Source organism: Chitinophaga sancti, from assembly GCF_034087045.1.
In the GTDB taxonomy this organism is placed as follows: Bacteria; Bacteroidota; Bacteroidia; order Chitinophagales; family Chitinophagaceae; genus Chitinophaga; species Chitinophaga sancti_B.
Genome location: NZ_CP139247.1, coordinates 4,712,816 through 4,729,215 on the forward strand (window position 1 = coordinate 4,712,816; position 16,400 = coordinate 4,729,215).

At 43.8% G+C, this 16,400-nt stretch carries 14 protein-coding genes; 6 read left to right on the forward strand and 8 right to left on the reverse strand.

The features are described from left to right. The first annotated feature begins 8 nt into the window (after positions 1-8). Positions 9-2,048: a TonB-dependent receptor gene (locus tag SIO70_RS19285; RefSeq protein WP_320573402.1), complete on the forward strand. Its 2,040-nt coding sequence runs from the start codon at positions 9-11 to the stop codon at positions 2,046-2,048. Next, entirely contained in the window at positions 2,045-5,572 is a 3,528-nt protein-coding gene (locus SIO70_RS19290; RefSeq protein WP_320573404.1) for a cobaltochelatase subunit CobN, read from the forward strand. Before SIO70_RS19285 ends, SIO70_RS19290 begins: the two co-directional genes overlap by 4 nt. 11 nt (positions 5,573-5,583) lie before the next feature. On the opposite strand, the gene SIO70_RS19295 is transcribed toward SIO70_RS19290, so the two are convergent. Both SIO70_RS19295 and SIO70_RS19300 read right to left on the reverse strand, forming a co-directional pair. Beyond that, positions 5,584-6,156, reverse strand: a complete 573-nt coding sequence (locus SIO70_RS19295; protein ID WP_320573406.1) for a C40 family peptidase — start codon at positions 6,154-6,156, stop codon at positions 5,584-5,586. Beyond that, positions 6,134-6,328 (reverse strand): hypothetical protein, encoded by a 195-nt coding sequence (locus SIO70_RS19300; protein WP_320573408.1) that lies wholly within the window; start codon positions 6,326-6,328, stop codon positions 6,134-6,136. Before SIO70_RS19300 ends, SIO70_RS19295 begins: the two co-directional genes overlap by 23 nt. Positions 6,329-6,367: 39 nt before the next feature. Here SIO70_RS19300 and SIO70_RS19305 point away from each other — a divergent pair, with 39 nt between their 5' ends. Further along, complete coding sequence (locus SIO70_RS19305; protein WP_320573410.1) at positions 6,368-7,918, forward strand: S41 family peptidase; 1,551 nt, start codon at positions 6,368-6,370, stop codon at positions 7,916-7,918. Here the strand turns inward: SIO70_RS19305 and SIO70_RS19310 are convergent. Next, the gene (locus SIO70_RS19310) at positions 7,889-8,776 is read right to left on the reverse strand and encodes an AraC family transcriptional regulator (RefSeq protein ID WP_320573411.1); all 888 of its coding nucleotides are present in this window, start codon (positions 8,774-8,776) and stop codon (positions 7,889-7,891) included. The two genes, SIO70_RS19305 and SIO70_RS19310, sit on opposite strands and share 30 nt — an antisense overlap. A 70-nt stretch (positions 8,777-8,846) precedes the next feature. On the opposite strand from SIO70_RS19310, the gene SIO70_RS19315 reads away from it, so the two are divergent. Next, the gene (locus SIO70_RS19315) at positions 8,847-10,625 is read left to right on the forward strand and encodes a cation-translocating P-type ATPase (RefSeq protein WP_320573413.1); all 1,779 of its coding nucleotides are present in this window, start codon (positions 8,847-8,849) and stop codon (positions 10,623-10,625) included. A gap of 181 nt (positions 10,626-10,806) precedes the next feature. Here SIO70_RS19315 and SIO70_RS19320 read toward each other — a convergent pair whose 3' ends face one another. Beyond that, positions 10,807-11,229: a hypothetical protein gene (locus SIO70_RS19320; RefSeq protein ID WP_320573415.1), complete on the reverse strand. Its 423-nt coding sequence runs from the start codon at positions 11,227-11,229 to the stop codon at positions 10,807-10,809. A gap of 339 nt (positions 11,230-11,568) precedes the next feature. On the opposite strand from SIO70_RS19320, the gene SIO70_RS19325 reads away from it, so the two are divergent. Next, positions 11,569-12,402, forward strand: a complete 834-nt coding sequence (locus SIO70_RS19325) for a DJ-1/PfpI family protein (protein WP_320573416.1) — start codon at positions 11,569-11,571, stop codon at positions 12,400-12,402. Positions 12,403-12,620: 218 nt separating this feature from the next. Here SIO70_RS19325 and SIO70_RS19330 read toward each other — a convergent pair whose 3' ends face one another. Beyond that, positions 12,621-13,457 (reverse strand): helix-turn-helix transcriptional regulator, encoded by an 837-nt coding sequence (locus tag SIO70_RS19330; protein WP_320573418.1) that lies wholly within the window; start codon positions 13,455-13,457, stop codon positions 12,621-12,623. A gap of 90 nt (positions 13,458-13,547) precedes the next feature. Between SIO70_RS19330 and SIO70_RS19335 the strand changes: the two genes are divergently transcribed. Continuing rightward, on the forward strand, positions 13,548-14,462 hold the full coding sequence (locus tag SIO70_RS19335) for an AEC family transporter (protein WP_320573420.1): 915 nt from the start codon (positions 13,548-13,550) through the stop codon (positions 14,460-14,462). A gap of 209 nt (positions 14,463-14,671) precedes the next feature. On the opposite strand, the gene SIO70_RS19340 is transcribed toward SIO70_RS19335, so the two are convergent. The 3 genes from SIO70_RS19340 to SIO70_RS19350 all read right to left on the reverse strand — a co-directional run bounded on the left by SIO70_RS19340 (position 14,672) and on the right by SIO70_RS19350 (position 16,355). After that, the gene (locus SIO70_RS19340; protein ID WP_320573422.1) at positions 14,672-14,863 is read right to left on the reverse strand and encodes a hypothetical protein; all 192 of its coding nucleotides are present in this window, start codon (positions 14,861-14,863) and stop codon (positions 14,672-14,674) included. After that, entirely contained in the window at positions 14,860-15,318 is a 459-nt protein-coding gene (locus SIO70_RS19345) for a hypothetical protein (RefSeq protein WP_320573424.1), read from the reverse strand. Before SIO70_RS19345 ends, SIO70_RS19340 begins: the two co-directional genes overlap by 4 nt. 269 nt (positions 15,319-15,587) lie before the next feature. Then, complete coding sequence (locus SIO70_RS19350; RefSeq protein ID WP_320573426.1) at positions 15,588-16,355, reverse strand: helix-turn-helix domain-containing protein; 768 nt, start codon at positions 16,353-16,355, stop codon at positions 15,588-15,590. Positions 16,356-16,400: the final 45 nt, after the last annotated feature.

Genomic DNA, 16,400 nt, shown 5'->3' on the forward strand with positions numbered 1-16,400 from the left:
ATATTACAATGAAGTGGACTATACCCGGCATATTATTGCTGTTATTTTGCGTGCTCCAAACTCACGCGCAGACACCATTAAATGAAGTAACCGTCACGGCATCCGCCATGCCGGTAGAGCTGCGAAAGATCTCATCCAGCGTCTCTATCATCAAGAGCAGTGATCCTGAGATGAAACAGATACAAACCATTGATGAGGCATTAAGATACATACCCGGCGTTGCAGTAGATCGAAACAGGGGATTGACCACTACTGGTTCTCACACCACTGTAACCCTGAGAGGTACTGGCTCCGCAGGGCGTACACTGATCCTGAAAGATGGCATTCCATTAAATGATACTTACACCGGTGGGGTTTCCTTATGGAACAGCATTGCGTCCAACAGTATTGCAAGAATTGAGGTTGTACGCGGTCCCGGGTCTTCTATTTACGGTTCCAGTTCTATGGGGGGTACGATTAATTTGGTGACTGAAAATCCCCGCAAACAAACCACGTTCGGCGCAGATGTACGCTATGGATCTATGAATACTTTAATCACTAATGTGAAAGCCGGTAAGCTCTTTAACAACGGCTTTGGCATTATTGCATTTATAGAGTATAAGAAAACAGGTGGTTACCAATACATGGCAGATAGCCTATGGAAAAGCTATTACCAAAAGCCAGTCATGGAATTATTAAATGCAAATGTAAAGGTCGTGTATCAGCTGAATGAACGATCCAAACTGGAAGGTATCGTAGACCTGCACACTGAAAACCCCGCTTCCGGTACATCCATATTATATAAGGAGAAAAACAATGTAGCCAATTTCCTCCTGCGGTATACAGGAAAAAATAACTGGTTCGACTATAGCGCTTCCGCTTATTATAATCATGAGAAAATGAATACGGATGCCCTGAATTACAATACGGAAAAAGGGGCCTTTAGCACTAACTATTATACAACTAATGTACCTGTTGATGTAATGGGTTTTATTGGGAAGATCAGCCGTAAAATAGGCGTAAATGACCTGACTATTGGCGGAGATATAAGATTAAATAAATTGTCATCAGAAAAATATTATTACGGCAAAGGCAATCAAAACTATTCCGGCAATCAGAATTTCTATTCCTTATTTATAAATGATGATCTGTCTGTAGGCAATTCCCTGAATTTCAATGTAGGCTTGCGCTGGGATAACTGGCACAATAACAATGGTAAATTTTACGATAACCAAAGTGGTACACCGACGGCTATTCATTACAGCAATGCTTCTTCGTCAGTATTGTCTCCCAAAGCAGGTGTAGTATATCGTATCAATGACCAGTTCCGGCTCAGGGCTGTATATGCCATGGGCTTCAAGGCGCCCAGTATGTATTACATGTACAATTCGTCACTGCTGGGTAGTACTTTCCGCTTAGGAAATCCGGATCTGAAACCTGAGCGGATGGTGTATTCTGTAGAAGCAGGTGCTGATTATACCATCGGTCAGGTGCTGGAAGTAGCTGCTACCGCTTACACATCCCGCTATAAAGACTTCCTGGATGCGGTGCTCATAGATGCTTCAAAGGTGCCCTCATACTTTGATCCGGGTTCATGGGCTGTACGTCAATACATTAATATCGGTGCAGTCCGGCTCTCAGGTATAGAGGCATCTGTACGTTACAAAGTGGCACCTTATCTCACCACGATACTGAGTTATTTCTACAATAACTCAAAGATCCTCAGGTACGAATCCAATACCGCCTACGAAGGCAATGAAATGGACGGCAACCCGCATCATCGATTGGATGGCGGTATCGCATTTTCAAAAGCCAAACTCTTTGATGCAAGTGTTTGGGTAAGGTATGCCGATAAAAGTTATGGTGATCTGGAAAATACCAAAGCAAGAGAGCTGGCAGCTACCACTGTATTTGATATAAGGGTCGCAAAACAGATCGCAAAATTCAATGTATATGCCAATGTTTTGAACCTGTTTGATAAGTTGTATTACGGCTACTATGGCTCTGCCACCAGTTATTATTATGCACCCCGCCGCTCATTTAATGTAGGCGTATCTTATAATTTATGAAGAAATCAGTGATCCTGTTATGGGCAATGTTATTTACCACAATTATATCCGCCCAGGTAAAAGTAAGCCTGGTCCTGTCTGACAATTTTAGTCAGACAGGTGCCAGGGTAAAGGAGTTATTGGCGAATGACTGCAATATGCATGTATTCTCCACAGCTTCTTATGATAGTGCACAGGCGGTATGGCTGGGGCAGTCTGATCTCATATTTGTATATATCCATGCCTCTTCGGTATTCGAACAGGTACGCCCACAAATAATAAAGGCAGTCTCACATGGCGCGAAAGTTTACGTACTGGGCACCACCCCCGATGAGGAAAGCTATAAAAAGGATGGTGTCATCTTCAACCAGAAGGTATTGAGCTACTTTGCGCAGGCGAGCCTGGAGAACCTTAAAAACATGGTACGCTTCTGCCTGAACAAAGACTTCAAAACCAACTTAGATTACAAAGACGTGATCCGCTACCCGGAGAATGCGATCTATAATCTTACCACCGATTCAGTATGTAGTAGTGTTGAAATTTATAAAAATACCTACAAACATTACAAACCCGGCCAGCCCTGGATCGGCCTCTATAGTTTTCGTTACGAGTTCCTGACAGGGCAACATGGATACATAGATAAACATGTGGAAGCGCTGGAACTGGCAGGGTACAATGTTATGCCTTTCTTTGGTTTCCCGATGGTAAATGCTTTAAAGCAATTCGGTGCTGATCTCAACCTGCTCATTACAGCATCTACCTTAACAGGATCATCTACAGAAGCATTACAGGAACAGTTTGCAAAAATGAAGATCCCTGTTATCAGTATTATTCAGTTAGATGGCAGTTATGAAGAATGGGCACATTCAAAGACGGGTCTCAGTATCTTTGCAAGAGGGATGTACCTGAGCAGACCTGAACTGACAGGACAAATACAACCTACGGTTACCAGTAGCCAGGAGTTAAGGAATGGCATCGTAGAAAAAACCGTCATTCCGGATCGTGTAAAACGCCTCGTAGACAGGATGACTGCCTTGATCAACCTGCAAAACCAACCTAACAAAGACAAACATATTGCAATCGTATATTATTCCAACCCTCCGGGTAAAGATAATGTAGGCGCCAGTTACCTGAATGTATTACCTGCCAGTATGGAAACGATTCTCCATAGAATGCAGCAGGAAGGATATAATTTAGGTAGTGATAGCTTGTCTGTATTCAAAGACGTAATGAAACAGGGACGGAACATCGGTACCTGGGCACCTGCCGAAATAGATCGTCTCGTGAAATATGGTCATCCTGTATTAGTTTCCATGGAAGAATACCAGCAGTGGTTTGCCACCCTAAGCGTATCTTTCCAGAAACAGGTGATTGCCAAATGGGGGGCACCTGCATTTTCGAAAATAATGACATGGCGCGATGCGCAGGGCAAAGCTTACTTTGTACTACCTGCTGTGCAATATGGCAATATTATGCTCCTCCCACAACCTGCCCGTGGCTGGGATCAGGATGTAAATACCATGTATCATGATATTACATTGCCACCACATCATCAGTATATCGCGTTTTATTTGTACCTGAAACATAAATACCATGCAGACGCGCTCATTCACCTGGGTACACATGGTACGCACGAGTGGCTGAGTGGGAAGGAAACAGGTTTGAATGATGATGATGCCCCCGAAGCACTGATCAATAACATGGTGAACATTTATCCCTACATCGTAGATGATGTAGGTGAAGGATTACAGGCAAAAAGAAGAGGGATGGCCATCGTGATCGATCATATGACACCACCATTTGATAGTGCAGGGTTAAACCCGCAGATGAAAGAATTAGGTGCGCTGATCAATGAATACATGGCTGCAAAAGAAAAGAGCGAGGTATTGGCAAATGCAAAACTAGGGGCCATCAAAGCACGCTGTGTCCAACTTTCCCTTACAAAAGAATTTAATAAAGGCATTCAATCGCTTGAACATTTCGTACAGGAAACAGGCGAAAAACAAACACCCTTTGGTCTCCATACTTTCGGTGTCTCGCCGCCTGATACCAACCGCAATGTCATTGCCAGTGGTCCTGCTGAAATGAATGCACTCATGGATGCCCTCAATGGAAAATACATCCCCGCAGGGCAGGGAAATGATCCTATTCGTAATCCTGCATCTCTGCCTACAGGGAAGAACTTTTATGCTTTCGATCCGGCTAAACTACCCTCTAAAGATGTATACAAAGCCGGCAGTGATCTGGCCGAAGAACTCATTGCCCGCTGTGATACTTTTCCTGAAAAGGTCACATTCAATCTTTGGTCTACAGAGACGATCCGGCATGAAGGCGTGATTGAATCACAGATATTACGGCTCATGGGGGTAGAACCTACTTACGATAGCTTTGGGCGGGTAAGCGGTGTAAAGCTTTCGCAGTTAAACCGTCCAAGAGTAGATGTCGTCATTATTCCATCTGGTTTATACAGGGATATGTTCCCTAATTTGATGGAACTTTTAGACAAAGCCGTCTCTCTTGTGAAAGAAGCAGATGAACCGGATAACTATGTGCGCAGGCATATTTTAGCTACCCAACAAAAACTAAAAGCCGGCGGTATCGACGACTCCCTCGCTGCCAGGCTCGCCGCTGTCAGAATGTTCTCCGTACCCAGTGGCGCCTACGGCACCGGCCTCGATGATGTGATCCAATCCTCAGGTACCTGGAATGATGAAACACAGGTATCTGATGTATACTTTAACAGGATGAGCCACTTATACGGCCAGCATTTCTGGGGTGATAAAGCAGAGGCGATCGATAGCAGCTTACCACAAAACCTCAGTATGCAACTGATGAAAAGCACGCTCTCCGGCACACAGGTCGTAGTGCACAGTCGCTCCTCCAATCTCTATGGCGCACTGGATAATGATGACCTGTTCCAATACCTTGGAGGTGCTGCGATGGCTATAAGGGCGATCGATGGTAAATCTCCTGCCGTAGTTATTTCTAATCTAACAAAAGGAAAAGGTGTACAGGAATCACTGGATACCTACATCGGCCAGGAATTGCAAAGCCGGTACCTGAATCCCCGATGGATAGACAAAATGCTGCAGGAAGGCTACGCCGGTGGCAGAATGATCAATAAAGTGGTTGCGAACGTATGGGGCTGGCAGGTCACCGTACCCGAAGCGATTGATGAAAATAACTGGCAGCAGTTATACAATACCTACATCAATACCCGGCGCAAAAAACAATTTGCTGAAGGGCATAATTTATATGCTTACCAGGTGATGATCTCCCGTATGCTGGAAGTAGTGCGGAAAGACTATTGGCACCCGGATCAGTCGGTGACTAAAAATCTCGTAACAGAATATATCCAGACCATGCGGGAAACCGGTCTGTCATGCAATGAAAATGTATGTGGTAATGAAGCTTTGTCAGCGTTTGTAAAAGGACAGATCACCAATCAGAAAGACCTGGATGATTTCAATAAAATTCAGCAGAAGAGCGAGCAGAAAGCACCAGCTACACAGTTACAGTTTCAGTCAGAAAAGCCGGGGTTATGACCCGGCTTTTTCTATAGATATCTGATGACCTTTACAAACCGTCCCATATAATACTTATCAAGTGTAGTCTCCGTAACACCATACGCCTTCCCTGACGTAGAATGAATAAACACAACACTGTCACCTACCTGCGTAATAATTCCCATATGCCCAACAGTACGAACTGTACTATCAGTGCCTGTAAATAAGATCAGATCTCCAGGTTGCGCCTCTGACAGTGCAACAGGCCTGCCTTCATTGGTAAATCCCACACTGCTTCGGGGTACATCGATCCTGAAATGATTAAACACATACGTAATAAATCCGGAGCAATCAACACCTACGCCGGGATCGGTCGAACCATATTTATAAGGGGTGCCTTTCAGCGTTTTGGCAAAGCGGAGAACCTTGTTCGTCAGGGTAGTAGTATCTACAGGTGCTACGATGAGCGTAGAATCAATGCCCCGTTCTATGGGTACATCATTACAGGCAAAAACTAAGGATAGCAATAAGGTATTCAACATAAGTATAACGGCAGGGCATACGGAGATTATCATCTGTATGCCACTGCTGTAAATATACTTATTTTTTATCATCTTCCTCATCTTCCTCCCCGTTATCAGGCAAATCGTTATGTGACGCCATTTCTTCTCCCACTTTGCGTACAAGCGTAGAGATCGGTCCGTCCATATGCTCCTCAGGATGGCCTCCCGTGGTTTCCGGATCGGGTTTTACTATTGGCTCGTCCTGTTTCTTTTTGGGATCTTGCTGTATCATTTCACATCGTTTTGTTTCAATGATTCAGGTAAAAAAATCATGCCTACATTTGCAGCTATGAAAAATGTACTGTTATTGCTCCTGTTATTCCACCAGGGGGTAAGCGCACAACTTATAAGGAAGGATAGCCTTCAGAGCTACAATAAGACCCTGAAACCCGGGGAAATGAAATCTGACCTGACCACTTTTCTTAACATCCGTAAAGCGGCTAATTCAGGCCTTTACCGGTATCGGTCCCAAAAGCAGATAGACAGCATTTATAAATGGGCATTTAAGGAAGTAAAAAAGCCCATGACAACACTGGAATTCTTCCATATTATCCTGCAACTCACAGATTTTGAAGGTAGTTGTCACAACTATACCGAACCCGGGTCAGCACTGGTGGAATATTTAAACCGCCAGAAAGCCTTCTTCCCTTATGCATTGAAATACATAGAAGGGAAAATAGTCTTCAATAACAGCGGTGAACAAATTCCTGTAGGCGCTGAAATATTGAGCATTAACGGTGTTCCTGCGCAACAACTGATGCAATCCTTCTACAAGTACTGCACTACAGATGGCTTTAATATCACTCAAAAACAATCCAATAGCGTAGATAGAAGTTATGGTATCAGGTACCTCTATGAATATGGTGTCAATGATAGCTTTAAAATAGCTTACCGTGCGCCGGGAAGTAATCAGTCCCAAACCATCACTGCTGCTGCCATCACAAACGATGAACGGAATGCGATGTTTCCAAAACGCTATAGCGCACCGGTAGATAGTATTACCGACTGGCGGGTACAGCCTTCTTATAGTTTTAAAATGGTCAATCCGAATACGGGTCTGTTCAATTTCCGCATATTCAATATGGCGGATGATGATATGGATCCCCGCTTCCCCGGTTATGTAAAATACCTCGATAGTGTTTTCCGGTTGCTGGCGCAAAATAATGTGCCCAATCTCATCATTGATCTGCGTGGCAATCCCGGTGGTAGCGATCCTACCTTCGAGCAACCTGTAATGTACCTGACGGATTCAAATTTCAAAGAGAATGCAGTAGCCTATAGCATTTTGGGAGACGGTATTCCATATGAGCAATACTTCTGGGGCACTTCTACCTCGCATAAAATGGATTCGGTGGAAAAGGTAGAGGGCAAGAAATTTTTAAAGGATTATTTTCCTGTTTTAATAAATGGGCGAAATATGCAGAATCCCAAATACAACCCTGTTTATCATCCAAAAAGTCCCGGATATAAAGGCAAATTGTATATGCTGATTGATGAAAATGTTGCTTCTGCGGGTTCGCACATGGCATCGCTGGTGAAAGCATATGCAAGGAATGTAACGGTAGTTGGGGTAGAGACGACAGGTGGGTATTATTACCACAATGGACACATGTCGCTGGTATATGAATTGCCGAATTCAAAGATCAAATCGAAGTTTTCAATAGTACATGTAGAGCAGGATGCGGTGGTGAAACCTGACCAGCCGGAGGGTAGGGGGATAATTCCTGATTATACGGTATGGCCTGCGTTTGAAGGTTTTATGCAAAACAGGGATACGCAGATGGAGTATGTTTTAAAACTGATCAATGATGGAGGTATTTGATCTTAAACCATTGCTCAGGGATGTCTTCCTGAACTGTCCCGCTGTCAGGCCTTCCTGTCGTTTAAACAATTTATTTAAATGACTTTCGTCTGTAAAGCCTAATTCCTCTGCAATCTGGGAAATAGACAGGCTGCTATACCTAAGGCGGCTCTTGGCCAGTTCCAGTTTATAATCCAGTATAAACTGCCGGATGGTTTTGCCTGTCTTTTTATTAAAATAGGCACCGATGTAATCTTTCGAAAGATTGAAATGGGCAGCTATGCCATTCAGGCTGATCTTCTCGTTGTCATATATATTATGTTGAATAAACTGGGTCATTTCATAGCCGGCCGATTCTACCTGTACAGGGATTTCACTTGTTACAGGTTGTTGGGCATAGCGTGCGATGATATTTAACAGTAAAAAAACAAGATTTTGGAGCACGACTTCCCTGAAAATGCCATTTTGCTCCCATTCTGTCACAATCCTTTGGATGAGTGCACCGGAAAATTCCCTGTCAGCTTCATTTAACCCGATGAACCCTTTAAAATGTCCGGCGTGTTGAAAAATATATTCCAGCTGGCGGAAGTAATGACTCAGTTCCGGTTTGTCGTATCCGATAGGAGAATTGCGTCCGAATAACGCTGCCGTAAAATCGATAATTACGAAAGAAGACCTGCTGGCGGCAAGAAACGCGTGTTTGTCTGCAGGGTTGAGGAGGAACAGGTCACCCTTGCCATAAGGGAACTGATTATCATTGATTAAATGCATACCTCGACCATCCCTTATAAAGATGATCTCAAAACAGTCATGCCTGTGCATAGGGGTATGATCTGCAAAATACTCCTTAATGGCCAGGGCAAAGTCACTTTTAATCATGCAGGAAAATTACGGAAATATCCTCGTTTTTTACCTGTTTTAGGAAAAAGCCCCAGGGTACTTTTGAACCATGAAATATCATTTATCCGATCTGATCCGGATAGCAGGCGCCGCCCTGGCGCTGGGACTATCCCTGTCCGGTTTTTTGCCGTACATCATTATCCCTGTTGCAGCCACCCTGATTTGTGGTTATCCTATGTTTAAAGAGGCTTTTGACGCTATCAGGGAGCGTCATATGACCATGGAACTCTCGATGTCGATAGCCGTAATGGCCACGTTGCTGGTAGGGCAGTATACAACAGGGTTGGTTATTACGCTATTTGTTCTCATTGCCGAATTACTGGAACACCTGATCGTAGATCGTGGCCGCGATGCATTAACGGGGTTGGCTGCATTGATGCCACAAACCGCTAAGGACCTGCAACCCGGGGATACGGTTGTTGTAAAACCCGGGTCACATATCCCGGTGGATGGTATTGTGCTCAAAGGGAACAGCTTTGTAAACCAGGCCGCTATTACAGGAGAATCGTTGCCGGTAGAAAAAAGCCTCAATAGCGAAGTATTGGCAGGCACCATCAACCAGGATGGCGTACTGGAGATCATTGCAACCAGTGTAGGGAAAGATACCGTTTTTGGCCGGATTATAGGCGTGATGGAATCAATCCGGACCACGCAGTCCCCCATCGAAAAAACGGCTGATAAACTGGCTGCAAGACTCGTGTATTTTGCCCTCGGGGGTGCGGTGATCACCTACCTCATTACGCATAATATAAATGCTACCATCTCCGCGCTTGTAGTGACCGGTGCCTGTGGTGTGGCAGCTGGTACGCCACTCGCAATCTTAGCAGGCATTGGTCGTGCGGCCCGCGAAGGTGTAGTCATAAAAGGGGGCGTTTATTTAGAACAACTGGCGCAGGCAGATACCGTAATCTTAGACAAGACAGGCACATTAACATTGAATCAAGCTGTAGTTACAGACATTACAAGCTTTGACGGCATTGGCCGGAACATGCTTCTGACCTTGCTTTCCACTGGCGAGCAGCATTCCGATCACCCATTGGCCGGGGCTATCATGGATGCTGCAAAGAAGGAAGCTATCCTGCCGGTTGACTATGATACCTATAATTACCTCCCTGGAAAAGGGCTAGAATTTTCCCGGCAAAATACCAGGTACCTGATCGGGAATGCAGGTCTTTTTGCTGAAAACAATATCGACTTACACGTTGCACAACAATGGTTGGATACAGCCCGTCAAAACGGTGAATCAACTGTTTTAATCAGTAATGATCAACATATTTTAGGTGGCGCCCGAATCATCGACGTGATTCGTTCCGAAGCGCGCGAGGCCATTTCAGACCTGCATGATCATCACTTAAGAACCATTTTATTGTCCGGCGATAATGCTGCCAGTGTGGCGGGTACCGGTAAAAGTCTGCGCGTGGACGAAGCCATTGGCAACCTGCTGCCTGCAGATAAATTAGGGTACATTTCCAGTCTGAAATCCCGTGGCCACAAAGTAATTATGGTCGGCGATGGTATCAACGATGCGCCAGCCCTTATGGAAGCCAATGTAGGCATTGCCATGGGTACCAGTTCCCATGTGGCTTTCGAAAGTGCAGACATGGTGCTCACGAACAATGACTTACGAAAAGTAGCGACCGCTATTACGATTGCCAGGAAATGCATGAATGTGATTCAGTTTAATTTCTGGGGCACCATCATTGTAGATGCTATCGGCATTGTACTGGCTTTCCTGGGGTATTTGAGTCCCATGACAGCCGCAATGATCCATGTAGGTTCTGAATTGATTTTTATTCTGAATGCTGCCCGGTTATTTAGAAAAGGGTAAAGAGGTATATTGATCGCCTGTGCTAATATTGTAATGTGGAACGTCCTGATTAAACTTGACGGATAGGAATTTCAACCAAATGGTAAATAGTTTTAACCAAAAATATCAAACCTGCTTCAGCGCTGCCCTGTTTAAGGACAGAACAGAAGCAGTTACTGTCTGATTTCTTAGCTGCCCGGAACTAAGCAATCCTGGGTAGCCTTACTGCGGTCAGCACAATGCACCCCGCCTGTTTGCTGCCATCCTTACAGGAATCATCCTGCATTATATCGGCCACTGCTGTATGTGTACCATAATGTGCCACTACGCCATTTACGACCCCTTCCATCAGTTCCAGGTTGGAGTAATCATAAAATATAGGCTCGACCTTGATAATAGACCTGAATTCCTGTTCCAGCTGGAACCTGATTTTCTTCTCTACGTCAGGCAATGCCAGTTCGTTACATTTCACGGCATTAATGATCACCTGGGTATCCCATACGATTCGCTCTTTTACCCAGCCAAAATAGTTTTTCCCTGAAGTAATAATTTGTTCTTGTTTAAAGTTGTGATCAGGAATCAGTTTGTTGATCTCTTCAATAATGTGGCTTTTAGAGTAATCCATTTTAATTGTAATTTTTATCGACGGTCTTTTTCAACTGTGAGATTAATACTTCCCGCATTGATAATTCATGTTCAAAATTTCCCCTTTGAGTGATCTTTGTCATTCATAGCATAAAACGTGGTATAGGCGGGTTATCAGTTCAACAATTTAGACAATTGTAGTTAAATAATCAAAAGCTGGCTATTTTATTTATACCTTGCGGAGGATGCTAATTATGCTCATTACGGTCTATGTGCTACTGACCGGCTTTTACCGGTTTTTTACATTGTCGGGGTTCCCTCCCTCGGCATGCCTGTTGGCGGTCTCCTAACGTTTACGAATAATTCTTAATTTTTAATCATGAAAATGATTTTTTTAATCGTCTCCTTTTTAATGGGAGCGGTAGCGCTATATGCGCAAACGCCGGTTGTAAAAGTGGCGGTATTGTTATACCCGGGAGTGGAACTACAGGACTTTGCAGGCCCGGCAGATGTATTTACAAAAGCAGGGGAAATAACAGGTGGAGCCTACCAGTTATATACCGTATCAATGAAACAGGAACCGGTGTATACAGAAGGGCATGTGGGTATACAAGCAGATTACCCCATCCGGCGGATGCCAAAGACGGATGTCCTGGTGATTCCCGGTGCATCGATGGTCACGATTGATTCGCTTAGAAAGGATAGTGCAATGCTATCGCTGCTCAGGCAATACCAGGACAGTGTTTCTATAGTGATGTCTGTATGTACCGGTGCTTATTTGCTCGCGGCGGCTGGCTTGCTGGATCATCAGGAAGCCACGACCCACTTCTTTGTGGCGGATGATTTTGCAAAGGCATTCCCTGGCATCACCTTGGTCAGAGACGTCCGCTATGTAGATGAAGGGAATATCCTGACCACTGCTGGAGTGACTTCCGGAATAGATGGTGCCCTGCACCTGGTAGAGCGCTATAGCGGAGACCGCATTGCAGGCATGGTGGCAAGGGGCATGCAGTATACCCCGCATAGGGAAGAAGCCTGGCCACAGGCCCCTACGGGTATGAACCTGAAAGGGGATGCGGATGTAATATGCGGGATGATAGCAATAGATAAAAATGTATATGCTGAGTACAAGGGGAAGAGGTATTATTTCTGTTCTGAAACCTGCAAAAAAGCCTTTCTGAAGCATCCGGGAAGGTATGTACCAGGGTCGTAGCTATAGTATAGCTTCGTTATAATACCGACACTATATCGACACTATAAGGTCACTATAAGGTCACCTCAATATCCCCGGGATAATGAGGTGACCTTATAGTGCTCTTTTGGTACCCTTTTGGCACTATAGCTACAACGAAGCCAGGGCGTCAATCGACCTTCAACGCATATTACATTTCATTGAAATGATTCATTTCGGAAGTAGTAAAAGGATACGCATTAAGATGAATGGTCCTTTTTATAGGTGCGAAAGGTGGTGGCAGTTCTTTTTTTGAAATAATTGGAGAGGTGACTTTCGTCGGTAAAGCCAAATTCGTCGGCGATTTGCCGGAGGGTAAGACCGGCTGCAACGCGGCCTTCAATGAGTTTTATCCGGTAGTTGTCAATGTATTCTCTGAAAGAGATGCCATAGTTGTTTTTAAAGTACTTGCCGAAGTAGTTTTGAGAGATGTTGAAGGTTTGGGACAGTTGTTTTACCTGGATCTTTTCTGGTTCATAGATGTGTTGGTGAATGAAGGATATCAAAGCCTGTTTGTCATTGTTCCAGCTATAGGGTGTATTCAGGTCTCCCCATTGTTGCTGGAAGAGGGCGAAGAGTGAGAGCACCTGGTAGAAGATGAAAGGGGAGGAGAGCACTTCTTTGCTGTCTTTGGAATCGATGAGGGTTTTGATGGTTCTGAGTAAATTGATTCGGGAAAGGTTATCCATGTTTAAACGCATTTCCTTAAATGCCTTGTTCCGCATCATCATTTCAGGCTGGAATTTAAGGAGTGCATTTGGCATGAGCGAACGCCTTTCACTAAAATAACTATCTGTGAATTTTATGACCCCAAAATGCGTTTTTCGCTTTATTTCCAGGTAATGGGTGTCTTCAGGAGAGATGAGGAACCAGTCATTGGCCCGGTAATCCACGACGTTGTTATTCAGGTAATGCCTGCCACTGCCAGTAAAGATGTATACAATCTCATAATAGTTCTGAGAATGGGAGGGTTGGTGAAATTGTTCCTTGACAAACGCCTCGATCACTAAAGCGTCAAACTGCCGAAGTTTCTTCATGGCTTAAAATTACAAATTATTGGCGCTTTTTTGCAAGTTAATCCAGGGTAGGGTTTGCCAATTTTGCAGGACAACTTTTGTTAAAGTAGAATGGATAATTTTATATTAATCGCTGTCTGCATGCTGGCAGGCATGTTGATGCAAAGGGCTAAATTATTACCTGCAGACGCCCATAAAGGAATCAATACCTGGTTACTGTACCTCGCATTGCCCGCAGTCTCGCTAAAATATATTCCTACTATACAGTGGTCGCTGTCCATGTTGTTTCCGTTGGCCTCGACGGTGATTGTGTGGGCGGGGAGTCATTTATTTACAGCGTTATATTCGAAGCATAAGCGATATGGGCAGCGGTCCAGGAGCACGCTGGAACTGGCCAGTGGGTATAGTAATACGTCTTTTATCGGGTTTCCGCTGATCATCGCTTATTTTGGAGAGCAGTACCTGAGCATCGCTATTATCTGCGACCAGGTGTTGTTTATACTATTGTCTACAGTTGGGATTATTACGGCTATAAAGGGAGATCGTAAGTCAGGAACAGCGATAGAGGCCAAAATGATCCTGAAGAAACTGTTTACATTTCCACCTTTTATAGGTTGTATTACAGCGCTGACATTACCGCATTTTGTGAACCTGGCGGCGGTAGAACCATTGTTTGGAAAACTGGCGGCTACGGTGGCGCCGCTGGCCTTGTTCTCTATTGGGATGCAGTTGCGGTTTAATGGTTGGGAAAAACAGCGGGGACAGTTGTCAATGGTGTTGTTGTATAAGTTGCTGATAGCACCTTTGCTGGTACTGGCGGCGGCCATTATTACAGGGGTATGGGGTAATGTGGCGAAGATCAGCATTTTTGAAGCGAGTATGCCTACGTTCATTACGGCCAGCGTGGTAGCGGAGCAGTTTAACCTTAATTTCCGGCTGGTCAACCTCATTATTGGGATAGGGATACTACTGGGTCTCATGTCGACGTTTATGTGGGCGAATATCCTGCAGTATGTATACGGTTGATTTGTAATCGAATTCTAACCTGCTGGTAGGATTGAGTTTATAGGGTTTTTTAAGAAGAAAAAACTTAGTTCACAAAAGAATGGGGCTGTCTCAAAACTTCGAGACAGCCTCATTTTATTCGGGTACTGATGGAGAGAATTTTCGTACATGCAATTCTCAGAATCTTCCGGCAACTTATGATACATCCCCTTATAAACAGGTTGAGATCATTACTCATTATCAACATAATATTTTTCATAATCTGTGATACCCAGCGACTCAAAAAAGCGCTTACTGGTTTCCCTCAGCTTTTTGTCAAATGCTTCCGGATCTGCTTCCATTTCAATAGCATGGCGCAAGCGTATTTGCCTTAATTTTGCCATAAATGGGCTATTTTTTTCTGTCATGTACTTATATTTCATAATGATGGATTTAAAATGTCACGGGGTGTCTTTATTTGAATAGACCGGTACCCCATTTCTTTGTTTATTTTATTAAAGAGTTCAATCTTTCCGGTGTTGACCATGTGCCTGAAATTCCAGCTTGCTAAAACATCGGCTCCCTGCAAAGTCGCTGTAGCAACATGGAGCGCATCTCCTTTACTTTTAATCGTTAAAGCCCCTGCTGCGATATACATTTCTGCCAGCATTTTTGCTTTAGGAGAATGCCTTGTAGATATCATGAACTTGTAAGGAACCTGTTCGGGTTGCATCATTACTTCTTTCCTTGCTTCCTTTAGCTCTTCTATCACAAGATCAGAGATCATCATTTTTAATCTCCCCCTCTTGAATATGTTCAATAATTGAATACTGAACTCAGAGAATTCTTTGTCGAACATACCTCCAAATACCGAGGTATCTACGTATACGACTTCCATTCAAAAATATTTAATTTTTGTTGAGATTTAAAACCCAAAAACTTCGGGAATTGCTCTAAAAAGAAGGGGATTATCTATATGCGGTTAACACGATCAAAAAGGATTTCGTATATCCTTCTACGATCATAAGAATATTAATTTACGAAAAAATACCTGAAAAAAATCTTTCTACAATCACGCTCCCAAAATTTCTCTCATTTGCTTTCTGAGGAAGCAAAAACAGCCATAGCTGCACCTTTCCCGGTGTAGCTACCCAAAACAAAGAAATCTTATTTCCTCATTGCCCCGGGTGTATCTCCTGTATGCTTTTTAAAGAAGGCTGTAAAATGATTAGCATATTCAAAACCAAGACTATACGCAATATCTCCTACCGACCAATCAGAATATCGCAACAATGCCACGCTTTCACTTACCATCCGCTCCGCTATTATTTGCCCGGTGGTTTTGCCCGTCGTTTGCTGTATGACTGCATTCAAATGATTCACATGCACGCCTAATTCCCCCGCAAAATCTGCAGGTTTTCTCAACCTCACAGGCGTGCCAGGGGCAACAACAGGATATTGTTTTTCAAGCAGATTTATAAACCGGGTTTTCAGTCTGTCAGCAGCATTTTGTACCTGCAATAAACTGGCCTCATACATGAGTAATCCAATCAGTTTACACGCACTGAAAAATCTATGCACATCATCTGAATGATACGCCTGTACTAATTGATCGAAGTAAAAACGAATTTTCTTTAATACCTGGTCTTCAGGATAAAAAATTTGAGTAGTTGTTTGAAACAATCGCTGGGTATGATCATCCATCAACTCCTTTGTAAATATGCACCAATACCCGTTGCGCTGTCTCCCTGCCGGCTCAAAACTACAAGCCACCGAAGGAGGTAAAAATATCAACGCAGGTTGTTGGACCTTTTCAATTCCATTTTCCTGCTGTAATACCCCCTTTTGTAAGATCAGCCATATTCTATAAAAATCCCGGCGCACAGGCGCTTCATTATTCACTTGATAATGAACTGCTTTGAAAGAAGTAGCCATAAACCATTTTTGCAAAACTACTAAAATCAAAGAATGTCAAACAGC

Excerpts from the sequence above, each read along its gene's own strand:
- SIO70_RS19285 (WP_320573402.1), top strand. The coding sequence starts at position 9 with ATGAAGTGGACTATACCCGGCATATTATTGCTGTTATTTTGCGTGCTC.
- SIO70_RS19290 (WP_320573404.1), top strand. The coding sequence starts at position 2,045 with ATGAAGAAATCAGTGATCCTGTTATGGGCAATGTTATTTACCACAATT.
- SIO70_RS19295 (WP_320573406.1), bottom strand. The coding sequence starts at position 6,156 with ATGAGGAAGATGATAAAAAATAAGTATATTTACAGCAGTGGCATACAG.
- SIO70_RS19300 (WP_320573408.1), bottom strand. The coding sequence starts at position 6,328 with ATGATACAGCAAGATCCCAAAAAGAAACAGGACGAGCCAATAGTAAAA.
- SIO70_RS19305 (WP_320573410.1), top strand. The coding sequence starts at position 6,368 with ATGCCTACATTTGCAGCTATGAAAAATGTACTGTTATTGCTCCTGTTA.
- SIO70_RS19310 (WP_320573411.1), bottom strand. The coding sequence starts at position 8,776 with ATGATTAAAAGTGACTTTGCCCTGGCCATTAAGGAGTATTTTGCAGAT.
- SIO70_RS19315 (WP_320573413.1), top strand. The coding sequence starts at position 8,847 with ATGAAATATCATTTATCCGATCTGATCCGGATAGCAGGCGCCGCCCTG.
- SIO70_RS19320 (WP_320573415.1), bottom strand. The coding sequence starts at position 11,229 with ATGGATTACTCTAAAAGCCACATTATTGAAGAGATCAACAAACTGATT.
- SIO70_RS19325 (WP_320573416.1), top strand. The coding sequence starts at position 11,569 with ATGAAAATGATTTTTTTAATCGTCTCCTTTTTAATGGGAGCGGTAGCG.
- SIO70_RS19330 (WP_320573418.1), bottom strand. The coding sequence starts at position 13,457 with ATGAAGAAACTTCGGCAGTTTGACGCTTTAGTGATCGAGGCGTTTGTC.
- SIO70_RS19335 (WP_320573420.1), top strand. The coding sequence starts at position 13,548 with ATGGATAATTTTATATTAATCGCTGTCTGCATGCTGGCAGGCATGTTG.
- SIO70_RS19340 (WP_320573422.1), bottom strand. The coding sequence starts at position 14,863 with ATGAAATATAAGTACATGACAGAAAAAAATAGCCCATTTATGGCAAAA.
- SIO70_RS19345 (WP_320573424.1), bottom strand. The coding sequence starts at position 15,318 with ATGGAAGTCGTATACGTAGATACCTCGGTATTTGGAGGTATGTTCGAC.
- SIO70_RS19350 (WP_320573426.1), bottom strand. The coding sequence starts at position 16,355 with ATGGCTACTTCTTTCAAAGCAGTTCATTATCAAGTGAATAATGAAGCG.